This window comes from Sphaerotilus microaerophilus (assembly GCF_023734135.1).
GTDB lineage: Bacteria > Pseudomonadota > Gammaproteobacteria > Burkholderiales > Burkholderiaceae_C > Sphaerotilus > Sphaerotilus microaerophilus.
This window is the reverse complement of sequence record NZ_AP025730.1, coordinates 2,483,311-2,503,705: the sequence shown is the minus strand read 5'-3', so window position 1 is coordinate 2,503,705 and position 20,395 is coordinate 2,483,311. Positions and strand designations below refer to the sequence as shown.

Sequence of the window (20,395 nt, the reverse complement as noted above, 5' to 3'; positions counted from 1 at the left end):
AGTTTTGACAAGGCCATTCAAGCCATTCAGGCCAGCGTCGCCGTGGCCTGCATCGCCAGCTGGCCCTCGGGCGTGCGGGCCCAGAGCGAGACGTGTTGCGCGTCGTCGGGGCGGCCGCATACCTCGAAGGGCGCGATGTCGAAGATCGGCTGCATCGCCTTGAAGGCGAAGTGCGTGACGCGCGCCTGCGGCCGCTCGCGGCGCAGCAGATCGAGCAGCAACGTGGCGATCAGCGGGCCGTGCACGATCAGGCCGGGGTAGCCCTCCACCTCGGTGACGTACTTGCGGTCGTAGTGGATGCGGTGGCCGTTGAAGGTCAGCGCCGAGTAGCGGAACAGCAGCACGTCGTCGGGCACGATGCGGCGCGTCCAGGCGGCATCCGCGGGCGCCGGCACGCCCGGCGGCGGGGCCTCGCCGGGCTGGGCCAGGTCGCGGTAGACGATGTCGTGGAACTCCAGGATCGCCGGTGTGCCGTCGGCGCTGACCTCGTGGCGCACCTTCACGAAGACCAGTGGCCCGCTGCGGCCTTCCTTCAGGCGCACGTCGGCGATGGTCGAGGTGCGCGAGATCGCCTGGCCGACGTGGATCGGCGCCAGGAACTCCAGCTGGCTGCCGGCCCACATGCGCCGCGGCAGCGGCACCGGCGGCAGGAAGCCGCCGCGCTTCGGGTGGCCGTCCGGCCCGATCTCGGACTGGCGGTGCACCGGCAGGAAGTACAGCCAGTGCCACAGCGGTGGCAGCGCGTCAGCCGGGCCGACCGGCGCATCGTCGCGGTCCAGCGTGGCGGTCAGGGCCTGGATCGGCACGGCGGTGACGAGGTCATCCAGCGTCGTCGAGCGGCCGATCCAGCTGCGAAGGTGGTCGATGTCGAGAGGGACGGTGTCGAGGGTCATGGGATTCTCCTGGCGGGATTGTGGGGAGGTCATTGCTAGCTGTGAAATACTTGTTCGAGCTACTTTGTATACCCAAACCATATAGCCAACCATGGAACTGCGCCAGCTCCGCTACTTCATCGGCGTCAGCGAGGCGGGCAGCCTGCTGAAGGCCTCCACGCGGCTGCACGTGGCGCAGCCTGCGCTGGGCCAGCAGATCGCGGCGCTGGAGGCGGAGGTGGGCGCGGCGCTGTTCGAGCGCTCCAGCCGCGGCATGGCGCTGACCGAGGCCGGCCGCACCTTCCTGGACCACGCGCGGGTGGTGCTGGCCGACGTGGAGCGCGCCCGCCAGGCGGTGCGGCAGTCGACCGAGCTGCCCAGCGGCGAGGTGGTGATCGGCCTGCCCACCACCACCGCGCTGGCCGCCACCGTGCCGATCGTGCAGGCCTGCCGCACGCGCCTGCCGCAGGTGCGGCTGAAGGTGATCGAGGCCTACAGCGGCTTCCTGCGCGAGTGGCTGCAGGCCGGGCGGCTGGACTGGGCCATCCTCTTCGGCAGCCAGCCGGACGCCACGCTGGTCAAGCGCCCCCTGCTGGAAGAACGCCTGGCGCTGATCACCCCACCCGGCGGCGAGCCGCTGCCCGGCACCTTGCCGCTGGCGCGCGTGGCCGACTGGCCGCTGGTGCTGCCGGGGCGCGAACACGGCCTGCGCCGCATCATCGACGAGGCCTGTGCGCCGCTGGGCGTGCGGCTGCAGGTGGTGGCGGAGATCGACTCGCTGCCCAGCGTCAAGAAGGCGGTGGAGTGCGGCATCGGCAGCACCATCCTGCCCATGGTGTCGGTGGCCGAGGAAGTGGCCGCACAGCGCCTGCAGGCCGCCACCATCGAGGACGCCGGCATGCTGCGCCGCGTCGTGCTGGCCACCAGCGTCACCCGCCCGACCACGCTGGCCTGTCACGCGGTGATGGCCCTGGCCACCGAGCTGATCCACCAGCGGGTGGAGTCCGGGGTGTGGCCGGGCCGGTGGATCGGGCAGGATGGCGGGATCTGAACGGAGCGCCCCATGATCGATCACCTCGACCACCTCGTCCTCACCACCGCGCGGCCGCAGGCCTGCATCGACTTCTACACCCGCGTGCTGGGCATGGCGCTGGAAACCTTCGTCGGCGGCACGCCGCCGGTCGAACGCCAGGCACTGACCTTCGGCCAGCAAAAGATCAACCTGCACGTGCAGGGCGCCGAGTTCGAGCCCAAGGCGCACCTGCCGGTGCCCGGCGCGCTGGACCTGTGCTTCATCGCCGCGATCCCGCTGGACGCGGTGATCGCGCGGCTGGCTGCGGCCAACTGGCCGATCGTCGAAGGCCCGGTGCTGCGCACCGGCGCGACCGGGAAGATCCGCTCGGTCTATGTACGCGATCCGGATTTCAACCTGATCGAGCTGTCCGAGCTCGCCTGAGGCCAACCGAGGCGAGGACGATGCCGGGCCGACGACCGTCAGACCCGGCCCAGCCAGCGCCCCACCACCGGCGCCGCGAGTGGTGACCTCGACCTTGCCGATCCAGCGCGCGGGGTAGGCGCCGTCCACCTCCGGGTCCGTTCCATGCGCACACGCTGGCGGAAGGCGGCCAGGTCGGCGTCGGCAAAGTGGCGGTCGAACTCGGTCAGCCCGGCACGGCCATGCAGCGCGATCAGGCCCAGCACCGTGCCCATCGAGAACTTGGACTGGTGCACCGTGTGCGGCGCCACCACCGGGCCGAGCACGTCGATGGCGCCCTGGTGCACCCGGGCGGTGACGGCCTCGGTGTCGCCCGCGGTGAGGCCCTCCTCCCGAATCAGCCGCTGCAGCGCATCGGCCGCCGGGTGGGTGTGGCGGCAGGAGGCGCGGAACTTGAAGGAGGTCTCGGCCAGCGCCCAGCGGCAGCCCAGGCCGTCGGTGAGGCGGCTCGGTTCGGCGTCGGTCGACATGCCGGCGGCCAGCCCCTGCGGGCCTTCCAGGATGCGCTGCGCGCCGGTGAAGCCCTCGGCCGCCAGGTACGCGGCCAGCAGGCCGTTGCAGGCAGCTTGGGCGGTGTGCAGCTGCTTGGAGTCGGCCGCATCGCGCAGGAACTCCCACAGGCCCGCGGTGGTGGTGCCGGCCGAGCCCAGCGCGTGGGTCATCTGCGCCGCATCCAGCCGCAGCAGCCGGCCCACCGCGGCGGCCGCGGCCAGCGTGCCCGCCGTGCTCGACTCGCTGCTGGCGCGCATCTCCCAGGACCAATACGCCGCGCTGATCCGCGCGCTGCGCCGCGCCCGGCGCGACGAGCTCTGGGGCCTGCTCGACCGCCCTCTCCAGCCCGGCAGCTCTGGCCGCTGCATGCGCCGGCTGGTGCACTGCGCCACGCTGGGCGAGGCGCTGCGCGAGGGCTTTGCGTACTACCACCTGCTGATCGACGACTTCGTGCCCCGCCTGGCCGTGCAGGGCGGCCAGGCGCAGCTGCGCTTCGTGCCGCGCCGCGCGCCCGATGGCCGGCTCGACTACGCCATCAAGGCCTTCATGCTGCTGAGCTTTGGCGCCGCCTCCTGGCTGGTGGCCCGGCGCATCCCGCTGCAGGGCGTGGACTACACCAGCGGCCACGGCACCGCCGACAGCTCGCGCGTCTACCAGGTGCCCGTGCGCGGCGGCCAGAGCAGCGTCGGCCTGAGCTTCGAGGCGCACTGGCTGGAGTTGCCGGTGGTGCAGTCCCCGCAGAGCCTGCGCGAGTTCCTGGCCGGCGCGCCCGCCAACCTGATCGTCAAGTACCGCGACAGCAGCAACCTCACCGACCGCATCCGCCGCCTGCTGCGCAAGAGCCTGGGCGGCGACATGCCCTCACTGGAAGACGTGGGCGCCAGCCTGGCCGTCACCCCCCAGACCCTGCGCCGCCGCCTGCGCGAGGAGGGCCGCGGCTTCCAGCAACTCAAGGACGAAACCCGCCGCGACGCCGCCATCGACTACCTGCTGCACACCCCCTGGCCCCTGCCCGACATCGCCGAACGCGTGGGCTTCTCCGAAGCCAGCACCTTTCACCGGGCGTTCAAGCAGTGGACGGGGGTGGCGCCTGGGGAGTATCGGTTGGAGCATCGGGTGGAGTGAGGGGGGCGCGTTTGCGAGGGATGTCTGGTCTCGGCCAGGTGCCGTCATTCACGAATGACCGGTTTACCGCAAGGCGCGCAGTCCGATTCAAATGCTCGGCTCAATAGCCATGGAACAGGAAAATCCGCCGCCTTGCATTGCCCCATGCCCTTGTGGGCGTGGAAGGCGCATTAGAGAATACTGCGGGCGCTTGGTATAGCTTTCCGTTGTAGTGGAGGCTCGTTCACTCGCCCTTGTAGAAATAGGGGATCAAGAACGACCAGAGGAGCACAGCAAGCGATCCGATGTATGGAATCTGAACGTGATAGCTGGCGAAGGGGCCACCAAGGTTGTAGAGCCAGATGACGAAAGCTACCGCCGACACAAAGACCGGAAAACGCTGTGGCCCTTGCCCGTTCTCCGGGTCTGCAGTACCGAAAGTTCGAACAACAATAACCAGCACCAAGCAGATTGCCGCCCAGATGGCTTCGGACAATCGTTCACCTTTGGGAATGAACCCGGCACCGATCGTGTAGACGCCCAGAACCTCAGCGGGAATCATCTTTAGCAGCCGACCAAGGTACTGTCTGAACTCGTCGCCTGGCTGAGGGTTGCCGTCTCCGGCACGGAAAACCAATGGCTTCTGAATGCGAAATGGAGCTGTCATTGTGTTGCCTATGTTGGCTGCTTATGCACGCAGGCGCAGGTCCGAATAAGCTTCCCAAAGCGCATATGCCAGTGCGCCGATGTTCTGCTTCTCGTAGACCACGCGTTGGATCGATTGATGGAGTGCTTCGAGCACGCTTGCCCCTCCAGCCAGATATCTATAGAAGTATTGCGCCACATCAGCCGCAAGCCCATCCGAAACTTGGCAGGTCGTTGCCACGAAGCCGGAGGCCACTCGAGGAAACAGCGCGAACACAAAGTTATAGGACTTACGCAAACGTTTAAATCAAACTAGATTATTTAATATATCGGCGCCGATTTCGTGGTATTTGTGATAATATATTCACCATGAAACCCACGAGCCGAGACTACTGCCAATTTCTGATATCCACACAAATCAACTACACGCAGACCTATTTTGCGGATCACCATCAGAGGTTTTCTCATGACGCCATAAATCGCTACTTGCAGGCTGCCAATATCAGCCCGGCCGATGTCTGGAATCTGGCCCGACGAAACATCGAATTTGACGACGATGCCTGCCTGGTTTTCGATGACAGCGTTCTGGACAAGAACCACTCGCACAAAATCGAGCTGGTGCGCAAACAGTACAGCGGCAACGCCCACGGCCTGATCAAGGGCATTGGGGTGGTCAACTGCCTGTACGTGAACATCAAGACCGGCCACTACTGGATCATCGACTGGCGCATCTATGCGCCTGACGAAGACGGCAAGTCCAAGCTGGATCATGTCCAGGAGATGTTCGACAATGCCATGGCGCACAAGAAGCTGCCCTTTCGCACCGTGCTGATGGACTCCTGGTACGCCACCATGGATCTGATGAAGCACATCCACCGGGCGGGCAAGCACTTCTACTGCCCGCTCAAGAGCAATCGCAAGGTTGACGACAGCCAAGGCCAGCAGCCCTACAAGGCGGTCAGTACGCTGCAGTGGAGTGCCCAAGAACATGTGCATGGCAAACACGTCAAACTGTTCAAGTTTCCCAGTGACATCAAGCTGAAACTGTTCCGGGTTGTGGTTGATACCAATCGCACGGACTGGGTTGTGACAAACGACCTATCTCAAGATTCGACGGACGATACGCATGAGATGTGTGCCGTGCGCTGGAAGATTGAGCAGTACCACAGGGAGATCAAGCAGGTTCTTGGCATCGAAAAATGTCAGTGCAGAATGGCCCGGTCACAGAAGAATCACATCGCCTGCGCGATATTGGCCTGGGTCCACCTCTGCGAGACGGCCAAAGCGCTGAAGACAAACATCTACAGCCTGAAGAAGGGAATCCTCTCGGAATTCCTCAAGAAGGAACTTCGGTCACCAACCATTCGCATGGCACCCATCTGACATATTGAGTCGAAATGGCGAATCATTGCGCTAGCTGAAGTGACCCTGCGTAAGTCCTAAGTTATCTCGGTCACCGGCGGCGATAGCACCGCCACCGCATGCATTCAGGAATACGAACGGCGGGTATTCCAATCGAACGTCGTCAAGGTCTTCGACGTAGATCTTGTCTTTCCTCCCGCACGTGAGGTATTTGAGACCTGTCTCGTCTTGACCGAGGTGGCACGAGCAGTGCACCAGGTGCGGCGTACTGTCATTGTCGACCCACCCCTTTACTACTTCCTTCTTTGTGGGTGGGGAGTTGACAGAACCTTTCAACTGCGCCCAATTGTCCATTTCGCGCTTGACTGTGTGTAGCCTTGTGTCGATCGAATGCAGAATCCGAGGCGATTCACTGGCTTCGCACAACTCTTGGATTGAGTGAGGCAGTCGCGCGCGGCGTCGGTAGAGCTTGTTCAGCGGGAAATGAACTCCGATGAACCCATCGACTACCGAAGAGTAGTCGCGCCAATTTTCCACGTTGTCTGGATCAGCGAAGTAATAGAGACCAAACGGGATCGTCAATACGTCGATCACTGTGATTTCGAGGATCGGCGGAGCGACCGAATTGTGTTTTGCGACAACATCGCGCCACCATCTCTTGGCTCCGTCAACCTCAAAGCCTCGAAGAAAAGACTTGTAGGCTCTGTGTCCCTCCCGCGCAAGAGCCTCCAGAGTGTCGGCACCAGGACTGCGCTGATAGGCCTCCAAGCGGTGGGCAAGACTGTGCTGAAAGGCCTCCATATCAGCAACTCGATAGCGGGCTACGTCGTCCTGGCTGTAGCCACCTGGTCCGGCGAGTTGAATCAGAACGAGCTCGTCGCCAACCTTTTGGAATCGCAAGTAGATCGTGCGCCTGTAGGTCCAGTTGCTAGACATCTTCACTCCCTTCCCCAATTAGTGTTGCGTGAAAGACCTCTCCGGTTGGCCCGTCGACGGCAATCGAGCAGTAGCGCTTGTGCTGCTCAACCTTGGCGAGCGAGACATATCCTTCAATGGTTGAGGCTCGGCCATCCCTATTCGGGACTAGTTGGAAAGTGATTCGCTTCGAATGGTCGACTGGATCCTTCAAACTCGAATTCGATAGTCTTGTCTCGGTACCGACGCGTGGGGCAGAAATGGACAGCGTAAGCTCCATCGGAATTGGCTTCTTGTTCATCGTGGGCCATCGAACGTCGGGCAACTTCCCTTGCAGCGATGCATTGAGTGCGAAGTGGACTTGGCCAGCGCTCTGATCTGCAGTCCGCACTTCAAAGTCGATTCGCGGTTTGGCGAGCAATCGCCAAGCATTCAGGAACCGAGCACCACCGGGCGCGTAGGCGGATAGAGCCGCTACGAGCTGTGCATGTGACTCGCCCGCCGTGCTCAGAACGAATTCAATGATGGCCATCTCGGCGTTGTCGCCAACCCGAAAGCCATTTCGCATGATGCGCGTGTAGCCTCCCGGGCGATGCAGGAAGTACGGCCCCCATACGCGTGTCGCGATAGCCGTCGCATGATTGTCATGAAGCTGGCTTCGAACCATCCTGTACTCGTGGTCGCGGGTGGCGTAGTCCACTGCGGAAGCGCATCGCCGACTCTGAGTGACGATCTTTTCAATGAACGGACGAAGCACCTTCGCTCGCTTAACCGTCGTTTCAATCCGCCCATGAGTCAGGAGTGAGATCGCAAGGTTGCGAAGTACAGCTCTGGCATGGTCGGACGGACCAGCTAGGCGCAGTCGAGATTTTCGATGTCTCATACGCTACTCCAAGACGCCGGGACGAGACCCGTGTCCGTGTCTGGCCACTCTTCGACGAGGTGCGCGTCTAAGGTCTCTCGATCGATTGAGCTGGCGCCAGCAAGGGACTCCAGCAGGATGATCTGAAAGCGCCCCCCCATCTGGTCGCACGCATCCTTGAGAGTGAACAGTGCCCGACTCATTGGAGACCCTTCCGAGTCATCGCTTGTGCCCCCGTTTGAAGGAAATGCTTGCGACATCTCATCGATGAACAGAAAGCGACCAACGCCAAGGCCACCTTGTCGATCAATTGCTTCGTGCAGCGCCAGCAGCAGCGCAATCGCATAGCCCGCGTAGTTTCGGACCCCGCCCATGTTTGCGAGGTACATCGTCTTGCCGTTACGCAAATTGAACTTCAGGTTCAGACTACGTTCCTCCAAGACGATTTCTTCGTCGGCGTAGTCCAACTGCATGTGCAGGGCATAGCGCTGAATCGCAGCCGACAAGCCGATGTAGTCAGCAGCGCCGCTCCTCTCAAGATCCTTGACCCTGGAGTTGATCGACGACCACGTGAACTTGAGCTCAGTAAGTCGCTCCAGGAGAACCTCTGTCGGCCCTATCAATTCACGCATCGCGCCAAGCACGTAGATCCTTGCGACGTACAGAGCCTGATCACGGGCTGGATCCGAGTCAGCAGCATCTACATTCGCCACAGCGATCGCCTGCGATGTCGTCGCTGATTCCAGTGGCGCGGAGGCGCTCGACTGCGCCTCGATGAGGCTAATGAGTGCTTCGTTCTCTTTGAGGGCGATCTTCAATTGGAAGATCGCCGAGTGAACAAACTTGCTCGGCGGCCGCATGTCGCTTTCGCCCCTCTTGGGCACGAGGTCAAGGCGTTGAGCACTCTCGTGGACTCTCAAGACTGCATCACGCAATGGCTCGAAGGCTCTGCTTGCCTGGTGTCCCCGATCCTCCGCCTGCGCTAGTGCAGTGTTCCATTCTGTTTCCCACTTAACCGGGAGTTGGCGCGAATGACCTTCTGCAAGATGTCGCGAGCGCTCTTGGTCCAGATGAACGGCTTGGGACTGGTGTTGTGATGCGCGACGTACGCCTTGATCGCCGCCTCCAGCTCGCCCACGCTGGTAAACACGCCGCGCCGCAGGCGTTCGGTGGTGATGTCGCGGAAGAAGCGCTCCACCATGTTCAGCCAAGACGCCGAGGTCGGCGTGAAGTGCATGTGGAACCTGGGGTGCTTGGCCAGCCACGCCTGCACCGCCGCGTGCTTGTGGGTGGCATAGTTGTCGGCAATCAGGTGCAGGGTCTTGCCCTTGGGCGTCTCGCGGTCGATCTGGCGCAGGAACTTCAACCACTCGGCGTGCGTGTGCCGCTGCTGGCACTGGCCAATGACCGTGCCGTCAAGCACGTTGAGCGCAGCGAACAGCGTGGTCGTGCCGTGGCGCTTGTAGTCGTGCGTCATCGTCTGCGCACGACCCTTCTTCATCGGCAGGCCCGGCTGCGTGCGGTCCAGTGCCTGCACCTGGCTCTTCTCGTCGCAGCACAGCACCAGGGCGTGCTCGGGCGGGGACATGTACAGCCCCACGATGTCTTCGAGCTTCTCGACGAACTTCGGGTCGCGCGAGACCTTGAAGCCACGCACCAGGTGCGGCTTGAGCCCATTGGCCTGCCAGTGACGCATCACCGTGCTGGGGCTGACCTGCAGCACCGCAGCCATCTTGCGCGTGCTCCAGTGCGTGGCGGCCTCGGGCTGGCTTTGCGTGGTCAGCTCCACCAGCTTGGCCACGTCCACCTTGACCGGCGGTGCCCCGCGCGGCAGGTCCCGCTCGATGCCCGCCAGTCCGGACTTGATGTAGCGCTGGCGCCAGCGACCCGCCGTGATCCGGTCGATGCCCAGCTCCTGGGCGATCTGCAGGTTCTGCAGGCCTTGCGCGGCCAGCAAAACAATGCGCGCACGCTCGGCCAGTCGAACGCTGGTCGCCTTCGAATGCGCCAGCCGGATCAACTCAGCCTCCTCCTCTTGACTCAACTCGATCGCAGGGGCAACTCGCACTTCCTGGCTCCAACTCTGTCCGTAGTAGACCATTGGAGTCGTGTTGTTCAATTAAGTTGCTTCAACAATCAAACACTACACTAGTGCTGAGCGATTCGCTGAGAGCTCGGCTGGCCGATCCTCTTGAGTAAGACGAGGCAGCGCCGCTCTGATCTTGTGGATCGATGACGTCTTCCGCTCATCGAATAGAACGGCCGACGGGTTGGAGAGCAGATACTGCGCACGGATGTTGAGCGCTGTAACGTCCCTGCATGAGACCCGACCCCACCCCTTCTTCTTCGGGATCTGGAACGCCGTCAATCGACTATTCAGGAAGGCCTTGAGCGCCTTGACGTCACAGTTGCTGCTCGGCGAGTCCGGTGGCTCAAGCTCCGGGCCTTCGATCACGAAGGCCTCGGTCTCAGATGCGAAGTCGGGATTGGGCCGCGCAAGCAGCATCTGATTCGTATTGCCAACAAACCTTGCACCAAACCAAGAGGCGTGTGCGCGCGTTGCACCCACGGGCACGCGAAGCGCCGAACTCCCTAGGCAGAAGTCTAGGATCGACCACACGCTCGACTTACCGGTGCTAGGCGCGCCCGCGATCAGATTGATCTTTCCAGGGGTAAACCGGAGGCGGCGCAGGCGGTGCACGGGGTCGCGAGGCCAGATGATGAGCTCTAGCAACTGCATCAACGCGCCTCTGAACGGTGCGGCCGCATGTTTGGCGACTCGATTTCCATGTGCCCTCCCCCTGTGGCTAGGCGTATTTCCCGCTCTGTTTTGTTGAACAATTGAACGTGTACCGCGCCGGAGTTCAACCACATGTTCGTGGGGTGTTCGATGCGGAAGCCGTACAAAGTTGCGCTCGAGCCACTGTGAATCGCCCCGGGTTCTGCGGAAGCCCGTTGGCGTGAGTGAATGACCGCTCCCGGGTAGGCTACCACAGCGGGGTGAGCGTCGGCTCCGGGTCGATAGCTGTTGGGTCCCATGTGATCATTGGCCCCGTCGCAGCTGGCCTCTGCTTCGAGCCAGAGAGGCCATGCGCGATGTGTTGAGCAACGTTGCAGTGAAGCCTGTGTCATGACCGACATCCATCCCCAAGCCCGTACGACGCCTCGGGTACGAGCAGAGATCCAGGCGTCCAAGGAAAGTCCTGCGGCACTGGCGCGCAGGTACAACATCTCCGAGCCGACCGCGGCGAAGTGGCAGGGCCGTGACAGCGTGGAGGATCGCAGTCACCGACCCCACAAGCTCAGCACCACGCTCACGCCTGCGCAGGAGGTCATCGTCGTCGAGCTGCGCCGCCTGCTGCTGCTGCCCCTGGACGATCTGCTGGTCATCACCCGGGAATTCGTCAACGCCGAAGCATCTCGCTCGGCGCTGGACCGCTGCCTGCGCCGCCATGGCGTGAACAACCTGCGCGAGTTGCAGGCCGCCCTCAGCGGGGAACCCGCCGAGGCGACCCAGCCCAAGCGCTTCAAGGACTACGAACCCGGCTTCGTGCACGTGGACATCAAGTACCTGCCGCAGATGCCCGACGAGGCGGCGCGGCGCTACCTGTACGTGGGCATCGACCGGGCCACGCGCTGGGTGTTCGTGCGCATCTACCCCGACATGGAAACCACCAGCGCGGTGGACTTCGTCAAGCGCCTGCACGAGGCCGCCCCGATGCGCATCGTCAAGCTGCTCACCGACAACGGTGCGTGTTTCACTGACCGTTTCCAGCGCAAGGCACGCACACCCAGCGGCAAGCACCACTTCGATGTGCGTTGCCGCGCGCTGGGCATCGAACATCGCCTGTGCCCGCCACGCCACCCTCAGACCAACGGGCTCGTCGAGCGTTTCAACGGTCGTATCACCGACGTCATCGCCCAGACTCGTTTCCACAGCGCCGCCGAGTTGGAGCAGACCCTGCTCAACTATGTCAAGGTCTACAACTGCCGAATCCCTCAGCGCGCCCTGGGCCATCTCACGCCACTCGACTCCCTCAAGACCTGGCGGTCCAAGAACCCTCAGCTCTTCAAGAAGCGCCCGAAGGATGTCCCGGGTCTTGACAGATAGCCGCCTCAGGCAACCTGCAGGCCCAGCGACTGTCGCTCCAGCCCGGCGCGCAACTCAGCGCCGCAGATCACCAGCACCTTCACGCCCCACGTCTTCCATCGGCTCGCGCCCCTTGGACAGGAAGTGCGGGCTGAACATCGCCAGCAGTTCCCCCAGGTCAGCCAGCGTGCGCGGCTGCGCAGGCCGCAGCACCAGCGTGTTGCCGACGCGATCGATCTCGACCTCCTGCACGTCGTCGGCAAAGGCCAGCTCGCGCGGGATGCGCACGGCCAGCGAGTGGCCACTCTTGAAGATGCGGGTGCGCATGGGCGATTCCTGGGTTCAACGCCTGAACAGGCCATACTTTCTCGCACTATGGCCCCTGACGCATCCCCCTCTCCCACCCTCATCCCCACCACCGCCCGCCCCCTGCGCGTCGGCCTGGTCGGCTGGGGCGCCTCCAGCCAGGTGTTCCACGCGCCGCTGATCACCACGACGCCGGGGCTGGAGCTGGTGGGCGTGGTGTGCCGGCGTCCGGAAGTGGGGCTGGCGGCGCGCTCGGTGCTCGGGGAGGCGGTGCAGGTGCACGCCGAGCCGCAGGCGCTGTTCGAGCGGGGCGATGTCGACCTGGTCGTCATACCGACGCCCAACGACAGCCACCACCCGCTGGCGCTGGCGGCGCTGCGCGCGGGCAAGGCGGTGGTGGTGGACAAGCCCTTCACGCTGGACGCCGCGCAGGCGCGGGAGCTGATCGACGAAGCCGAGCGGCGCCAGTGCCTGCTCAGCGTGTTCCACAACCGCCGCTGGGACGGTGACCTGCTCACCGCGCGGGCGCTGCTGCGCAGCGGGCGGCTGGGGCGCCTCGTGCACGCCAGCCTGCACTTCGACCGCTACCGGCCGGTGGTGCCCGCGCGCTGGCGGGAGGCGGGCGGGCCCGGCAGCGGCCTGTGGATGGACCTGGGGCCGCACCTGCTGGACCAAGCGCTGCAGCTCTTCGGTGCGCCGGTGGCGATCGCCGCCGATCTGGCCTGCATGCGCGACGGCGCGGTGGCCGACGACGGCTTCCACGCCCGCCTGCGCTGGGCCGATGGCCTGCGGGCCGACCTGCATGCCAGCACGCTGGCCGCCGTGCCCGGGCCGCGCTTTGCGCTGCACGGCACGCTGGGCAGCTGGGTGAAGCAGGGCCTGGACCGCCAGGAGGACGACCTGAAAGCCGGCCAGCGCCCTGACCCGGCCCGGCCGGCGGACTGGGGCCAGGACCCCAGCGCCGGCCGGCTGGTGACGGCGGCCGATCCCCAGGCCCCCAGCCCGGCCACGGTGGAGCAGCCCTGGCCCAACGAGCCGGGCCGCTACCCGGCCTACTACGCCGGCATCCGCGACGCCCTGCTCGGCCTCGCCCCCAACCCGGTGCCGGCCACCGAGGCGCTGGCGGTGATGCAGCTGCTGGACCTGGGGCGGCTCAGCGCGGCCGAGCGGCGGGAGCTGCCGTGTGATGGGATCGGGCTGCAGGGCCCGGCGGGCATGGGGATGGTGCCTCCGAACCGCCGCTGAAGGCGCGGCGCAGGCTACGCGCCGCCCGTCTTCGGTGCCCCCTGCGCCGCCTTCGACACCGCCTCCCAGGCCCGCCAGGTCGCCAGGCGCTGCTCGTAGTCGCGGGTGGCCACGACCAGCGGGCCGTCGCCGAAGAAGATGCGCAGCGGCGGCTCGGCCGCATCGACCACCGCGAGGATGGCCGCGCGGGTGGCCAACGGGTCGCCGCGGCTGGCTTTGCGGGCCTCGCGCACCTTGGCGGCGGCGGCACGCGAGCCCTCGTAGGCCGGCAGCGGCGCGGCGTGGCGGGAGGACACGTCGCCCCAGTCGGTGGAGTAGCTGCCCGGCTCGACCAGCGTGACCTTGATGCCCAGCGGCGCCACCTCCAGCGCCAGCGCCTGGCTCAGCCCCTCCAGCCCCCACTTGGAGGCGTGGTAGATGCCGATGCCGCCGAAGGCCGAGATGCCGCCGATGGACGACACCTGGATCAGGTGGCCGCTGCCCTGCGCGCGCAGATGCGGCAGCGCCGCCTGGGTGACCCAGAGCGCGCCGAACAAGTTGGTCTCGATCTGCGCGCGCGCCTCGGCCTCGCTCAGCTCCTCGACCATGCCGAACTGGCCGTAGCCGGCGTTGTTGACGACCACGTCCAGCCGGCCAAAGCGGGCCACGGTGGCGTTGATGGCCTCGAAGCAGGCGGCACGGTCGGTGACGTCCAGCCGCAGCGGCAGGACACGGTCGCCAAACTGCGCGACGAAATCGCTCAGCGCGTCGGTGTTCCGGGCGGTGGCGGCGACCGAGTCACCGCGCTCCAGGGCGGCCAGGGCCCACTCGCGGCCGAAGCCGCGGGAGGCGCCGGTGATGAACCAGACTTTGGACATGGGGACCTTTCTTGAAGAGAGTCATGAGAACCGTGGAGCTTCCTGAGGGGGAGGGAGGACATGCGGCGAACAAGCGGGGCTCGGTGGCTGCTGCTCGCGCAGCGGAGCCGGCTGTCAAGGCAACCCGTTGCGTCCCTTGCCGAAGGCCGTGCGCAACTCCCTGGTGCTGAGCACATAGTCCGGCTCGCCGCCCAGCCGAGCCACCGCCAGGTCGATGAAGGCCCGTGCCCGCGCGGTCAGCGAGGCGCGGCTGCCGTAGTAGACGAAGTAGCTGTAGGCATCGGCCACGTGGTCGACCAGCAGGGGCACGAGCGCGCCGCTGCGGATGTGCGGCCCCGCTGTCACGCCGGCCAGCTGGCCCAGCACGTGGCCGGCGAGCACGGCGTTGAGCTCCAGGATCTCGTCGTTGGTACAGAGCGCCGGCGCCACCGTCTGCTCCACCTCCGCGCCGTCGACCTTGAAGCGCCAGGGCACGACCTTGCCGGTGCCGCTGTGGCGAAAACCGCTGCAGCGGTGGGCCTGCAGCGCGGCGATGCTCTCGGGCACGCCGTGGCGGCGCAGATAGGCCGGCGCGGCGCAGGTGATGAGCTGCACCGGGAACAGGCGCCGGGCGATCACGCCCTCCTGCGGCGATGGGCCAAGCCGAAAGCCCACCTCCACGCGGTCTTCCAGCTGCACCTCGGGCACGATGCCCGGGTGCGCGTTGCAGAACTCGTCGAGCAGGCGCCACAGCACGCCCTGGAAGGTGGAGCGAGGCCCGACGATGCGCAGCGGCCCGCTGATGGCCTCGCGCGCCTGGCGCACTGCCCGCAGCGCGCGCTGCAGCCCTAGCAGCGAAGGCTGGGCCTCTTCCAGGAAGCGCCGGCCCTCGTCGGTCAGCGCCATCACCCGCGTGGTGCGGTGGAACAGGCGCACGTCCAGGTGCTGCTCCAGTTGCGCCAGCGCCTGGCTGGCCGCCTGCGGGGTGATGCCCAGCGCGCCCGCGGTCCGGCGCAGGCTGCCCAGCTCGGCGGCCTTGACGAAGACGGTGATGGCGCGCAACTCGTTGATGGCGATGGCGCATTCTGCCGGGGCGGATTGTCCGCAGTAGCTTGCCTATCCATCAAGCAATCCGGCGCTAGCGGCATGCGAATGTCTTCCCTAGAGTGGGCTCAGGCGAGGCGCCCATGTCTCGTTCCCGCACTGCCCGACTGGACCAACCCCATGCCCGCCCACCACCGCCCCGCGTCGTCCGACCCTCACTCAACTGCCCTGCCGCGCCGCCAGTGGCTGGCCGCAGCCGCCACGCTGGGCATCGCACCCTGGCTGCTGTCGGCCTGCGCCAGCCAAGCCCCCGCGGGTTCGGCCCCGGCCGCGACGCCTGCCACGGATGCCAACCCAGCCCGGCGCCGCCTCGGCCCGCTGGAGGTCTTCCCAGTCGGGCTGGGCTGCCAGTGGCGGCCCTCGGCCGCGCCTGGCATCCTCATCGACTCCTACAGCAGCCGCTTCGACCGGCCGGCCGCCATCGCGCTGATCCGCCGCGCGGTGGAGCGCGGTGTGACGCTGATCGACACGGCCGAGGCCTACGGCCCCTTCCTGTCCGAGGACATCGTGGGCGAAGCCCTGCAAGGCGGCCGGCGCGAGCGGGTGACGCTGGCCACCAAGTTCGGCTTCGACATCGACCCCGCCACCGGCCAGCGCCTGCCCGGCGGCCTGAACAGCCGGCCCGCCCACATCCGCGAGGTGGTGCAAGCCCAGCTCCGGCGCCTGCGCACCGACCACATCGACCTGCTCTACCAGCACCGCGTCGACCCGCAGGTGCCCATCGAGGACGTGGCCGGCGCCGTCAAGGACCTGATCGCGCAGGGCAAGGTGCGCCAGTTCGGCCTGTCCGAGCCCGGCGTGCAGGCCATCCGCCGCGCCCATGCGGTGCAGCCGCTGGCGGCCATCCAGAACGAATACAACCTGTACTGGCGTGGCCCCGAGGCGCAGGTGCTGCCGCTGTGCGAGGAGCTGGGCATCGGCTTCGTCTGCTGGAGCCCGCTGGCCATGGGTGTGCTCACCGGCAGCGTGCCGGCCACGCGCCGCTTCGACACCGCGCCCGACCTGGACTTCCGCGCCCTGGTGCCGCGCTACGCGCCTGATGCCCTGGCCGCCAACATGGCCCTGGTCGACCTGGTGCGCACCTGGGCCCGGCGCAAGAACGCCACGCCCGCGCAACTCTCGCTGGCCTGGCTGATGGCCCAGAAGCCCTTCATCGTGCCCATCCCCGGCACGACCAACGTGGCGCACATGGAAGAGAACCTGGGCGCCGCCACGCTGCGCTTCAGTGCCGACGAACTGCGCAAGCTGAACACCGCGGTGGCGGCGATTCCCGTGCGTGGGGCGCGGCTGCCGGAGATGGTGATGCGGATGTCGGGGGTGGAGGCGCCGGTGCGGCGCTGACCCCCGAACGCCGCCATCCTGACGAGAACGGTGCATCCCAGGTCGGTGAACAGGCTGGCTGGGCACAAAGGCTCCGCGCGTGCCCTTCCCCTCCTACCGGAAAGGCCATGTCGATCCGGTTTACTGTCGTTCGTCGATGGGATACGAGGCGCCCTCAGACAGAACGCGCCGACCGGTCGACCCCAACGGAGTGAAGACATGACCTACATCGATGGTTTCGTGATCGCGGTACCCACCGCCAACAAGCAGAAGTTCATTGAGCACGCGCGCCACTTCGACTCGCTGTTCATCGAGCTGGGCGCCCTTCGTGTGATCGAGGGTTGGGGCGACGACGTCCCCGACGGCAAGGTCACCGACTTCCGCCGTGCAGTCCAGGCCACGGCCGAGGAGACAGTGGCCTTCTCGTGGGTCGAATGGCCGGACAAGGCCACACGTGACGCCGGCATGAAGAAGATGATGGAAGACCCGCGCATGGATCCGTCCACACCCGGCAACCCGCCCATGCCCTTCGACGGCAAGCGCATGATCTTCGGCGGCTTCGAACCGGTGGTCGAAGTGAAGGCTTGAGCGGTCGGGGCGACGCCGCCCCTGGACGTGCCACGCGTCACGAGGCGCCGCAGGCGGCGCAGTTCTCCGGCGGCGCGGGGCTGGACTACATGGCGCAGTACGGCATCCGGGCGGACACCTTCGGGCGCATCTCGGTCGAGGTACGCCTGCACCCCGCGCGCAACCCGCTGGCGGTGTTCCGCCAGACGTTGACGCTCGAGGAGGTGATGGCCAGCCCGCCCGTCTTCGGCCCGCTGACGCGATTCCAGTGCTGCCCGAGTCCGCCCAGCAGGGAGGAGTGAAACAGCATCACCCAGACGATGGCGATGCTGCGCAGCAGGTTCAGCCCGGGCAGTCGATCGGCGCGGTTCATGAGGCACCCGATGCGGATCGCCGTCGATGGCTCGTGGCCCGAGCGGTGGCCGAGGGCGATTCACCGGGCCCCACCGTCGCCGCCCGACAGATGCCATGCCATCGTGGATCTGCGATCCATGCGGTGACAGGGCGGCGGGGCCGTGCGCCTCAGGTCAGCGAGGTATCCACCTCCCGCCGCTCCAGCGCCAGGTACTCGGCGCTGCGCATCTCGTTCAGACGCGAGACGGTGCGGGGGAATTCGTGGGCCAGCGGGCCTTCAGTGTAGAGCTCCTCGGCCGGGACGGCCGCGGAGACAATGAGCTTGACGCGGCGGTCGTAGAACACGTCCACCAGCCAAGTGAAGCGGCGCGCCTCGGAAGCGAGCTTGGGCGGCATCTGTGGAACGCTGGAGAGCAGCACGGTCTCGAACTGGGTGGCGATTTCCAGGTAGTCGTTCTGCGAGCGGGGGCCGCCGCAAAGCTCCTTGAAATCGAACCAGACCGTGCTGCCGGCCTTGCGGCGCGCCCGGATCTCGCGGTGCTCGATGCGCATCAGCGGCTCTTCGTCCTGCACCGCAGCCAGCTCCTCGAAGGCGCGCTGCATCGCGGCGTCGGCCTGCGCGCCGAGCGGACAGTGGTAGAGCTCGACCTGCTCCAGCGTGCGGCGGCGGTAGTCGGTTCCGTTGTCGACGTTGGCGACTTCCAGCTTGGCCTTGAGCAGCTCGATGGCCGGCAGGATCCGGTCGCGGTGCAGGCCGTTGGGGTAGAGACCGTCGGGGTGGAAGTTGGAGGTGGTGACGATGGAGACGCGGTTGGCAAACAGCGCATCCAGCAACCGGTGCAGGATCATCGCGTCGGTCACGTCGGCCACGTGGAATTCGTCGAAGCAGATCAGCCGGTAGCGGCGGGCGATGCGCTTGCCGAGCTCATCCAGTGGGTTGGCCATGCCCTTGAGCTCCTGCAGCTCACGGTGCACCTCGCGCATGAACTCGTGGAAGTGCAGGCGGGTCTTGCGCTGCAGCGGCACGGCCTGGAAGAAGCAGTCCATCAGGAAGCTCTTGCCGCGCCCCACCCCGCCGAACATGTACACGCCACGCGGGATCGGCGGGCGCACCAGCGCCTTGGTCAGCGCGTTGCTGCGGCGCGCCTTGTAGGCGGCCCATTCGTCCTGGCAGCGCTGCAGCATGGCCACCGCGCGCAGCTGGGCCGGGTCGGCGGTGAAGCCTTTTTCGGCCAGGATCTGGTGATAGAGCTCGGTGACGGATGGCATGACCAGAGTGCAGAGGGCAGAAGACAGTCCTGTCTGCCGAAGGATACGAACGAAAAGGGGCGACTCGCGCCGCCCCTGGGGAAGTTCCTGAGCGTCGACGCCGACGATCAGAAATTCAACGTGCGCTTGTCCACGGCCAACGCGGCTTCCTTGGTGCTTTCGCTCAGGGAGGGGTGCGCGTGGCAGATGCGGGCGATGTCCTCGGCGCTGGCCTTGAAGGCCATGGCGACGCAGGCTTCGGCCACCAGCTCGCTGGCGGACGGGCCGATGATGTGCACGCCCAGGATCTCGTCGGTCTTGGCATCGGCCAGGAACTTGACGAAGCCGGTGGTGTCGCCCAGTGCCCGCGCGCGGCCGTTGGCCAGGAAGGGGAACTGGCCGGCCTTGTAGGCCACGCCGTCGGCCTTGAGCTGCTGCTCGGTGCGGCCCACCCAGGCGATCTCGGGCGAGGTGTAGATCACGTAGGGCACCAGCGCCAGGTCCACGTGACCATGCTGGCCAGCGATGCGCTCGGCCACCGCCACGCCTTCTTCCTCGGCCTTGTGCGCCAGCATCGGGCCGCGCACCACGTCACCCACCGCCCAGACGCCGGGCAGGTTGGTGCGGCACTCGTCGTCGACGACGATGGCGCCGCGCTCGTCGAGCTTCAGGCCGACGGCCTCGGGGTTCAGGCCGATGGTGTTGGCGGTGCGGCCGATCGAGACGATCAGCTTGTCCACCGCCAGCTTCTGCTCGCCGCCCTTGGCGTCGGTGTAGCTGACGACCACGCCGTCACCCGACGCGTCCACGCCAGCGATCTTGACGCCGAACTCGAACTTCAGGCCCTGCTTGGTGAAGACCTTGAGCGCCTCCTTGGCCACGCCTTCGTCGGCGGCCATCAGGAAGGCGGGCATGGCTTCCAGCACGGTGACTTCCGCACCCAGGCGGCGCCAGACCGAGCCCATCTCCAGGCCGATCACGCCGGAGCCGATCACACCCAGCTTGGTGGGCACGGCGCCGATGCGCAGGGCGCCGTCGTTGGACAGCACCTTCTCTTCGTCGAAGGCCACGCCCGGCAGCGCGCGGGCATTGGAGCCGGTGGCGATGATGACCTGCTTGGCCGTCAGCGTCTCGTTGGCAGCGCCAGTGACGTTGATCTCGTAGCCACCTTCGACGGCCTTGGCGAAGCTGCCGCGGCCGTGGAAGAAGCTGACCTTGTTCTTCTTGAACAGGTAGAGGATGCCGTCGTTGTTCTGCTTCACGACGCCGTTCTTGCGGGCGACCATCTTCGCCACGTCCATCTGCAGGTTGTCCAGCGAGATGCCGTGCTCGCCGAAGTGCTTGGCGGCGTGCTCGTAGTGCTCGGAGGATTGCAGCAGCGCCTTGGAGGGGATGCAGCCGACGTTGGTGCAGGTGCCGCCGGGCGCGGGGCCGCCCTTGTCGTTCTTCCACTCGTCGACGCAGGCGACGTTGAAGCCGAGTTGCGCGGCACGGATCGCGCCGATGTAGCCGCCGGGGCCGCCGCCGATGACGACGACGTCGAATTGCTTGGACATGGTGTTTCCTGGGATCTTGGAA

Annotated in this window: 22 protein-coding genes and 1 pseudogene; 9 read left to right on the top strand and 14 right to left on the bottom strand. The window is 66.0% G+C overall.

Annotated features, from left to right (window positions below; all coding sequences use genetic code 11):
* Positions 1-26: 26 nt before the first annotated feature.
* Entirely contained in the window at positions 27-893 is an 867-nt protein-coding gene (locus tag NGK70_RS10865; RefSeq protein WP_251973237.1) for an HTD2 family dehydratase, read from the bottom strand.
* A 91-nt stretch (positions 894-984) separates the two neighbouring features.
* On the opposite strand from NGK70_RS10865, the gene NGK70_RS10860 reads away from it, so the two are divergent.
* Complete coding sequence (locus NGK70_RS10860) at positions 985-1,923, top strand: LysR family transcriptional regulator (RefSeq protein WP_251973236.1); 939 nt, start codon at positions 985-987, stop codon at positions 1,921-1,923.
* 12 nt (positions 1,924-1,935) lie between these two features.
* Positions 1,936-2,328 carry a VOC family protein gene (locus NGK70_RS10855; RefSeq protein WP_251973235.1) on the top strand — a complete coding sequence of 131 codons (393 nt, stop codon included), beginning with the start codon at positions 1,936-1,938 and terminating at the stop codon, positions 2,326-2,328.
* 78 nt (positions 2,329-2,406) lie between these two features.
* Here the strand turns inward: NGK70_RS10855 and NGK70_RS10850 are convergent.
* A pseudogene (locus tag NGK70_RS10850) lies at positions 2,407-3,092 on the bottom strand (MmgE/PrpD family protein); the annotation flags it as partial.
* Here NGK70_RS10850 and NGK70_RS10845 point away from each other — a divergent pair.
* Positions 3,082-3,984, top strand: a complete 903-nt coding sequence (locus NGK70_RS10845) for an AraC family transcriptional regulator (protein WP_251973747.1) — start codon at positions 3,082-3,084, stop codon at positions 3,982-3,984. The pseudogene NGK70_RS10850 and the gene NGK70_RS10845 overlap by 11 nt on opposite strands.
* A gap of 223 nt (positions 3,985-4,207) precedes the next feature.
* Here the strand turns inward: NGK70_RS10845 and NGK70_RS10840 are convergent, their stop codons facing one another.
* Together NGK70_RS10840 and NGK70_RS10835 are read right to left on the bottom strand one after the other, a co-directional pair.
* Positions 4,208-4,525 (bottom strand): hypothetical protein, encoded by a 318-nt coding sequence (locus NGK70_RS10840; RefSeq protein WP_251973234.1) that lies wholly within the window; start codon positions 4,523-4,525, stop codon positions 4,208-4,210.
* 126 nt (positions 4,526-4,651) lie between these two features.
* The gene (locus NGK70_RS10835; protein ID WP_251973233.1) at positions 4,652-4,906 is read right to left on the bottom strand and encodes a CHAT domain-containing protein; all 255 of its coding nucleotides are present in this window, start codon (positions 4,904-4,906) and stop codon (positions 4,652-4,654) included.
* Between the two features lie 71 nt (positions 4,907-4,977).
* Between NGK70_RS10835 and NGK70_RS10830 the strand changes: the two genes are divergently transcribed.
* Complete coding sequence (locus NGK70_RS10830; protein ID WP_251969112.1) at positions 4,978-5,991, top strand: IS701 family transposase; 1,014 nt, start codon at positions 4,978-4,980, stop codon at positions 5,989-5,991.
* A gap of 30 nt (positions 5,992-6,021) precedes the next feature.
* On the opposite strand, the gene NGK70_RS10825 is transcribed toward NGK70_RS10830, so the two are convergent.
* The 5 genes from NGK70_RS10825 to NGK70_RS10805 form a co-directional block, all read right to left on the bottom strand.
* Positions 6,022-6,906 carry a hypothetical protein gene (locus NGK70_RS10825; RefSeq protein WP_251973232.1) on the bottom strand — a complete coding sequence of 295 codons (885 nt, stop codon included), beginning with the start codon at positions 6,904-6,906 and terminating at the stop codon, positions 6,022-6,024.
* Entirely contained in the window at positions 6,899-7,768 is an 870-nt protein-coding gene (rplQ, locus tag NGK70_RS10820) for a 50S ribosomal protein L17 (protein ID WP_251973231.1), read from the bottom strand. Before rplQ ends, NGK70_RS10825 begins: the two co-directional genes overlap by 8 nt.
* Positions 7,765-8,565, bottom strand: a complete 801-nt coding sequence (locus NGK70_RS10815) for a DUF3732 domain-containing protein (RefSeq protein ID WP_251973230.1) — start codon at positions 8,563-8,565, stop codon at positions 7,765-7,767. The genes rplQ and NGK70_RS10815 overlap by 4 nt, the downstream gene beginning before the upstream one ends.
* A gap of 164 nt (positions 8,566-8,729) precedes the next feature.
* The gene (locus NGK70_RS10810; protein ID WP_428985603.1) at positions 8,730-9,815 is read right to left on the bottom strand and encodes an IS630 family transposase; all 1,086 of its coding nucleotides are present in this window, start codon (positions 9,813-9,815) and stop codon (positions 8,730-8,732) included.
* Positions 9,816-9,890: 75 nt separating this feature from the next.
* Positions 9,891-10,487, bottom strand: coding sequence for a hypothetical protein (locus NGK70_RS10805; protein WP_251973229.1), 597 nt, complete (start codon positions 10,485-10,487; stop codon positions 9,891-9,893).
* A gap of 390 nt (positions 10,488-10,877) precedes the next feature.
* Between NGK70_RS10805 and NGK70_RS10800 the strand changes: the two genes are divergently transcribed.
* Positions 10,878-11,858, top strand: a complete 981-nt coding sequence (locus tag NGK70_RS10800; RefSeq protein WP_251973228.1) for an IS481 family transposase — start codon at positions 10,878-10,880, stop codon at positions 11,856-11,858.
* Positions 11,859-11,912: 54 nt separating this feature from the next.
* On the opposite strand, the gene vapB is transcribed toward NGK70_RS10800, so the two are convergent.
* The gene (vapB, locus tag NGK70_RS10795; protein ID WP_251973227.1) at positions 11,913-12,164 is read right to left on the bottom strand and encodes a type II toxin-antitoxin system VapB family antitoxin; all 252 of its coding nucleotides are present in this window, start codon (positions 12,162-12,164) and stop codon (positions 11,913-11,915) included.
* A gap of 48 nt (positions 12,165-12,212) precedes the next feature.
* On the opposite strand from vapB, the gene NGK70_RS10790 reads away from it, so the two are divergent.
* On the top strand, positions 12,213-13,388 hold the full coding sequence (locus tag NGK70_RS10790) for an oxidoreductase (RefSeq protein ID WP_251973226.1): 1,176 nt from the start codon (positions 12,213-12,215) through the stop codon (positions 13,386-13,388).
* Positions 13,389-13,402: 14 nt separating this feature from the next.
* On the opposite strand, the gene NGK70_RS10785 is transcribed toward NGK70_RS10790, so the two are convergent.
* Positions 13,403-14,245 carry an SDR family oxidoreductase gene (locus NGK70_RS10785; protein ID WP_251973225.1) on the bottom strand — a complete coding sequence of 281 codons (843 nt, stop codon included), beginning with the start codon at positions 14,243-14,245 and terminating at the stop codon, positions 13,403-13,405.
* 114 nt (positions 14,246-14,359) lie between these two features.
* Positions 14,360-15,301 (bottom strand): LysR family transcriptional regulator, encoded by a 942-nt coding sequence (locus NGK70_RS10780; protein WP_251973746.1) that lies wholly within the window; start codon positions 15,299-15,301, stop codon positions 14,360-14,362.
* 147 nt (positions 15,302-15,448) lie between these two features.
* Here NGK70_RS10780 and NGK70_RS10775 point away from each other — a divergent pair, with 147 nt between their 5' ends.
* The 3 genes from NGK70_RS10775 (at position 15,449) to NGK70_RS10765 (ending at position 17,517) form a co-directional block, all read left to right on the top strand.
* Entirely contained in the window at positions 15,449-16,669 is a 1,221-nt protein-coding gene (locus NGK70_RS10775) for an aldo/keto reductase (protein ID WP_251973224.1), read from the top strand.
* 198 nt (positions 16,670-16,867) lie between these two features.
* Positions 16,868-17,236, top strand: coding sequence for a DUF1428 domain-containing protein (locus tag NGK70_RS10770; protein WP_251973223.1), 369 nt, complete (start codon positions 16,868-16,870; stop codon positions 17,234-17,236).
* Positions 17,233-17,517, top strand: coding sequence for a hypothetical protein (locus NGK70_RS10765; RefSeq protein WP_251973222.1), 285 nt, complete (start codon positions 17,233-17,235; stop codon positions 17,515-17,517). Before NGK70_RS10770 ends, NGK70_RS10765 begins: the two co-directional genes overlap by 4 nt.
* A gap of 220 nt (positions 17,518-17,737) precedes the next feature.
* On the opposite strand, the gene zapE is transcribed toward NGK70_RS10765, so the two are convergent.
* Together zapE and lpdA are read right to left on the bottom strand one after the other, a co-directional pair.
* Positions 17,738-18,838 (bottom strand): cell division protein ZapE, encoded by a 1,101-nt coding sequence (gene zapE, locus NGK70_RS10760; protein ID WP_251973221.1) that lies wholly within the window; start codon positions 18,836-18,838, stop codon positions 17,738-17,740.
* A gap of 107 nt (positions 18,839-18,945) precedes the next feature.
* The gene (lpdA, locus tag NGK70_RS10755) at positions 18,946-20,373 is read right to left on the bottom strand and encodes a dihydrolipoyl dehydrogenase (protein ID WP_251973220.1); all 1,428 of its coding nucleotides are present in this window, start codon (positions 20,371-20,373) and stop codon (positions 18,946-18,948) included.
* Positions 20,374-20,395: the final 22 nt, after the last annotated feature.

Excerpts from the sequence above, each read along its gene's own strand:
- lpdA (WP_251973220.1), bottom strand. The coding sequence starts at position 20,373 with ATGTCCAAGCAATTCGACGTCGTCGTCATCGGCGGCGGCCCCGGCGGC.
- zapE (WP_251973221.1), bottom strand. The coding sequence starts at position 18,838 with ATGCCATCCGTCACCGAGCTCTATCACCAGATCCTGGCCGAAAAAGGC.
- NGK70_RS10800 (WP_251973228.1), top strand. The coding sequence starts at position 10,878 with ATGACCGACATCCATCCCCAAGCCCGTACGACGCCTCGGGTACGAGCA.
- rplQ (WP_251973231.1), bottom strand. The coding sequence starts at position 7,768 with ATGAGACATCGAAAATCTCGACTGCGCCTAGCTGGTCCGTCCGACCAT.
- NGK70_RS10840 (WP_251973234.1), bottom strand. The coding sequence starts at position 4,525 with ATGATTCCCGCTGAGGTTCTGGGCGTCTACACGATCGGTGCCGGGTTC.
- NGK70_RS10865 (WP_251973237.1), bottom strand. The coding sequence starts at position 893 with ATGACCCTCGACACCGTCCCTCTCGACATCGACCACCTTCGCAGCTGG.
- NGK70_RS10825 (WP_251973232.1), bottom strand. The coding sequence starts at position 6,906 with ATGTCTAGCAACTGGACCTACAGGCGCACGATCTACTTGCGATTCCAA.
- NGK70_RS10830 (WP_251969112.1), top strand. The coding sequence starts at position 4,978 with ATGAAACCCACGAGCCGAGACTACTGCCAATTTCTGATATCCACACAA.
- NGK70_RS10860 (WP_251973236.1), top strand. The coding sequence starts at position 985 with ATGGAACTGCGCCAGCTCCGCTACTTCATCGGCGTCAGCGAGGCGGGC.
- vapB (WP_251973227.1), bottom strand. The coding sequence starts at position 12,164 with ATGCGCACCCGCATCTTCAAGAGTGGCCACTCGCTGGCCGTGCGCATC.
- NGK70_RS10785 (WP_251973225.1), bottom strand. The coding sequence starts at position 14,245 with ATGTCCAAAGTCTGGTTCATCACCGGCGCCTCCCGCGGCTTCGGCCGC.
- NGK70_RS10775 (WP_251973224.1), top strand. The coding sequence starts at position 15,449 with ATGCCCGCCCACCACCGCCCCGCGTCGTCCGACCCTCACTCAACTGCC.
- NGK70_RS10770 (WP_251973223.1), top strand. The coding sequence starts at position 16,868 with ATGACCTACATCGATGGTTTCGTGATCGCGGTACCCACCGCCAACAAG.
- NGK70_RS10855 (WP_251973235.1), top strand. The coding sequence starts at position 1,936 with ATGATCGATCACCTCGACCACCTCGTCCTCACCACCGCGCGGCCGCAG.
- NGK70_RS10805 (WP_251973229.1), bottom strand. The coding sequence starts at position 10,487 with ATGCAGTTGCTAGAGCTCATCATCTGGCCTCGCGACCCCGTGCACCGC.
- NGK70_RS10790 (WP_251973226.1), top strand. The coding sequence starts at position 12,213 with ATGGCCCCTGACGCATCCCCCTCTCCCACCCTCATCCCCACCACCGCC.